A 4170-nucleotide genomic window follows, 5' to 3' on the forward strand; every position below is an offset into this window, starting at 1 on the left:
CGCGCTGGCGCTCGCCGCCCGACAACTCGCCCGGCACGTGGGCCACGCGCTTGGCCAGGCCGACACGCTCGAGCAGGGCCTGGGCCCGGACCACGGCGACGGCGCGCCGCTCGCGCCGGATCATGAGCGGCATGGCCACGTTGTCGAGCGCGGAGAACTCCGGCAGCAAATGGTGGAACTGGTACACGAAGCCGAGTTCGGCGTTGCGCAAGTCGCCGCGGCGCGACTCCGACAGCGTCGCGAAGTCCTTCCCGCGCAGCGTGACGGAACCGGTGGTCGGCGTGTCGAGCCCGCCGAGCAGGTGCAGCAGGGTCGACTTGCCCGAGCCCGAGGCGCCGACGATGGCCACGCGCTCGCCGCGGAACACGCTGAAGTCGACATGGCTAAGCACCGGCACCCGGTAGCTGCCCTGGGTGAAGGTCTTGCCCAGGTCGCGGCACGACAGGACGGGATCGTTCGCGGTGTTGCCGTTCGCGGTGTTGCGGTTCGTGGGGTTAGCGGTCGTGGTGTTACCGTTCGTCATATTGCTCAAGGCATCGCTCAGCGGGTTGGTCTTGGGATTATTCTTGGGATTATTCATAGCGCAGCGCCTCCGCCGGCTTCACGCGCGAGGCGGCCCAGCTCGGATAGAGCGTGGCGGCAAAGGCGAGCACGACGGACAGGATGCCGACCTTGAACACGTCGGGCCAGCGCAGCTCGGACGGGATGGCGCTGGTCATGTAGATATCGCCGGGCATGATCTGGGCGCCGAACAGGCGCTCGATGAACGGCACGATGGCTTCGATATTGTAGGCCACGGCGACCCCGGCCGCGACCCCGGCCAGGCTGCCGAGCAGCCCCACCAGAGCGCCCTGGACCATGAAAATTTTCATGATCGAACTGGGCGACGCGCCCAGCGTGCGCAAGATGGCGATGTCGGCCTGCTTGTCGGTCACGGTCATGACCAGCGTCGAGACCAGGTTGAAGGCGGCCACGGCCACGACCAGGGTCAGGATGAAGAACATCATCTTCTTCTCAATCTGGACGGCGGCGAACCAGGTCTTGTTCTGCTCGGACCAGTCGGTGACGGTGGGCCGGCCCGGCATGCTGCGTTCGAGCTCGGCGGCCACGAGGGGCGCGGCGTGCATGTCGTCGATGCGCAGGCGCAAGCCGGCCGGCGCGGCCAGGCGCTCCATCTTTTGCGCGTCGTCGATGTGGACGAAGGCGAGCGTGGCGTCGAACTGGGGGTGGCCGATCTCGAAGATGCCGGCCACCTGGAACGAGCGCATGCGCGGCAGCACGCCAGCCGGGGTGGTCTGGGCCTGGGCCAGCGTCATGGTGACCTTGTCGCCGAGCCCGACGTTGAGCGAGCGCGCCAGGCCGTAGCCGAGCACGATGTTGAAGGAGCCCGGCTGCAGCGCGGCGAAGCTGCCGATGCCGACCTTGGCGGCCACGTCCGAGACCTTGTGCTCCTCCGACGGCAGCACGCCGCGGATCACGGCCGGGCGCATGGCGCCCTCGCGCAGCAGCATGCCCTGGGTCTGCACGTAGGGCGCGGCGCCCTTGACGGCCGGGTTCTTGAAGGCCTCGGCGGCGGCCGCGCGCCAGTCGGGCATGCCGCCCTCGCGGGTCAGCTCGATGTGCGCCAGCACCGACAGCATGCGGTCGGTGACCTGCTTCTGGAAGCCGTTCATGATCGACAGCACGATGATCAGCGCGGCCACGCCGAGCGTGATGCCGGCCACCGAAATGAGCGAAATGAACGAGATGAAACCGTTGCGCCCATCGCGCTTGCCGGCGCGCGTGTAGCGCAGGCCGACCTGCCATTCGTAGGGCAATTTGTGAATCAGACTCATGGGCTCCAAAAGGTCGATGACGTGTGAAGCCGCAGTTTGCCACACAAAGCTCATCCATGAACAGGATGTTGCCATATTGGGGCGGGGGCCGGGCCCGGCCGCGGGGCCGCAAATCTCCCGGAACTCCGGGGCGGGCCGCCCCATCAAACGACATCGGCCGCTTTTTTTGCGTCATTTTCGCTTTTGACTGCTCTATTGACTGCTCTATCAAGACAGGAGGACCACCATGGCATTCAGCTTATTCGACTCGAAGGGTGTCGACATCGACAACCAGCGCTTCACGTGGCGCGACATGGTTCAAAAACCCATCAGCAAACTCGACGACGACGCCTTCACGCGCGTGCGCATCATCCTCACCAACGGCATCGAGCTCGAGGCGCTGCGCTTCGGCCACATGGCGGCGCGCTTCAACCAGGAGCTGCGCGTGCCGTTGGCCAAGGTGCGGCGCGCCGAGCAGCACCAGGCCACCACGGTCAACTGGCTGCTCGGGTCCGACCACTCCCCGCTCGAGACCACCATCGCCTACGAGCAGGTCGCCATCGAGGTCACCGCCGCCGTCGCCCAGCGCGAGTCCGACCCGTACCTCGCCCAGGTCTACCGCTTCGGCCTGCTCGAAGACTTCGACCACTTGTACCGCTACTCGGCCATGCTCGACCGGCTCGAGGGCAAGGACGCCAACAACATCTTGCAAAGCTACACCGACATCATCCCGGGGCGCCCCACGAGCGAGCACCACCGCGCCCCCGGGGACGACCTGCGCACCCCGTACGACTGCACCAGCGCCGACATGCTGAGCAAAATGCACGCCCTCCTGATCGTCTCGGGCGAGGCCCAGACCCACAACTACTACATGAACGTCGGGCCGCAGTTCTCCGACCCGCTCGCGCGCCAGCTCTACGCCGAGATCGCCTCGATCGAGGAGCAGCACGTGACCCAGTACGAGTCCATGCTCGACCCGTCCGAGAGCTGGATCGAGCAATGGCTGCTGCACGAGGCCACCGAGTGCTACAACTACTACAGCTGCATGCAGCAGGAGACCAACCACCACGTCCGCGCGATCTGGGAGCGCTTCCTCGACTACGAGCTGGGCCACTTCCACATGGCGTGCGAAGCCCTCAAGCAGTACGAGCGGCGCGACCCGGCCGAAATCATCACCAACGACATCGCCGAGCCGCTCGCGTTCCGCAGCCAGCGCGACTTCGTGCGCAAGGTGCTCGCCGACGAGGTCGACCTGCGCACCGACGGCACCCGGTTCGTGCCGATCGACCAGGAGGGCGCGGCCTCGCGCCGGTACCGCGACGGCCTCAACGCGCACGGCTCGCCGAGCCAGACCGTGGCCTCGGGCTACATCTGGACCCCGGGCGGCGAACTGAGCCGGGGCGGACCGGCTACCGCGGCCGGCGGTGTGACCCACTGAACCGGGGACGAGGCAAAGTCCGCGCAGTACGCGACACCAAGAACTTCAAGCAACATCGTCCCCGCGCAGGCGGGGACCCATAGAACACCGGCCAAAAACGGCAGACTCTACCCAGCAGGAGGATATATGGCTCAGACAGAACACGTAGGCATGAACAAGACGGGCATCCAGATGTCGCCCATCGACAGCAAGGCGATGCAAGACATCGGCCCCCACCTGGCGGGCGACCAGGGCGACGAGTCGGCGCTCGCCGACATGCGCAACGACTACATCGCCAACGCCGACCCGCTCGGCTCGATTCCCCTCCCGGGCACCATGACGGGCGCCGTCAGCATGGGCGTGCAAATGCTAAAGGGCAACAGCCCGCAAATCCTGATCGACAAGCTCGGCGAGCGCCTGGCGTTCGAGCGCACCGGCACCCGCCTCTACGACGCGCTGATCACCAAGTGCGAGGTGCTGCTCGACGGCGACATCAGCATGACGCTCGAGGACCTCGAGCACATCCGCGCCGACGAGGCGCGCCACTTCATGCTGGTCAAGGACGCGATCGAATCGCTGGGCGGCGACCCGACCTCGCAAACGCCGAGCGCCAACCTGGTCGGGGTCGAATCGATGGGCCTGATCCAGGTGCTCAACGACCCGCGCACGAGCGTGGCGCAGTCGCTGCACGCGATCGTCACGGCCGAGCTGAGCGACAAGGCCGGCTGGGAGACCCTGCTCGCGCTGGCCGACGAGCACGGCCTGACCGAACTGGTCAACGACTTCACGATCGCCCTCAACCAGGAGCGCGAGCACCTCGCGCTGGTGCAAACCTGGTACGAGGAGGCGCTGGGGTTGACCTATGGCGACGTCGACATCGCGGGCGACACCGGAGCGCAGCCGGGGCAGATGTCGCAGGGCGATTGCATGAAGGATTAG

Annotated in this window: 4 protein-coding genes; 2 read left to right on the plus strand and 2 right to left on the minus strand. The window is 66.6% G+C overall.

Translation table 11 applies throughout. The annotated features are described in order from the left end of the window. Positions 1 to 523: ABC transporter ATP-binding protein (locus C7C56_RS10155; protein ID WP_106757315.1), on the minus strand; the 523-nt coding region annotated here is incomplete at its 3' end. A 49-nt stretch (positions 524 to 572) separates the two neighbouring features. Beyond that, a complete protein-coding gene (locus C7C56_RS10160) occupies positions 573 to 1835 on the minus strand; it encodes a lipoprotein-releasing ABC transporter permease subunit (protein ID WP_106757312.1) in 1263 nt (420 codons plus the stop codon). A gap of 226 nt (positions 1836 to 2061) precedes the next feature. Here C7C56_RS10160 and C7C56_RS10165 point away from each other — a divergent pair, with 226 nt between their 5' ends. After that, positions 2062 to 3252, plus strand: coding sequence for a hypothetical protein (locus C7C56_RS10165; RefSeq protein WP_106757313.1), 1191 nt, complete (start codon positions 2062 to 2064; stop codon positions 3250 to 3252). Between the two features lie 126 nt (positions 3253 to 3378). Next, positions 3379 to 4170: a ferritin-like domain-containing protein gene (locus C7C56_RS10170; protein ID WP_229458557.1), complete on the plus strand. Its 792-nt coding sequence runs from the start codon at positions 3379 to 3381 to the stop codon at positions 4168 to 4170.

Origin of the sequence: Massilia glaciei (genome assembly GCF_003011895.2) — a bacterium.
GTDB lineage: Bacteria > Pseudomonadota > Gammaproteobacteria > Burkholderiales > Burkholderiaceae_D > Telluria_A > Telluria_A glaciei.

What these genes read in the sequence shown, in the direction of transcription:
- C7C56_RS10160 (WP_106757312.1), bottom strand. Translation starts at nt 1,835, where the DNA reads ATGAGTCTGATTCACAAATTGCCCTACGAATGGCAGGTCGGCCTGCGC.
- C7C56_RS10165 (WP_106757313.1), top strand. Translation starts at nt 2,062, where the DNA reads ATGGCATTCAGCTTATTCGACTCGAAGGGTGTCGACATCGACAACCAG.
- C7C56_RS10170 (WP_229458557.1), top strand. Translation starts at nt 3,379, where the DNA reads ATGGCTCAGACAGAACACGTAGGCATGAACAAGACGGGCATCCAGATG.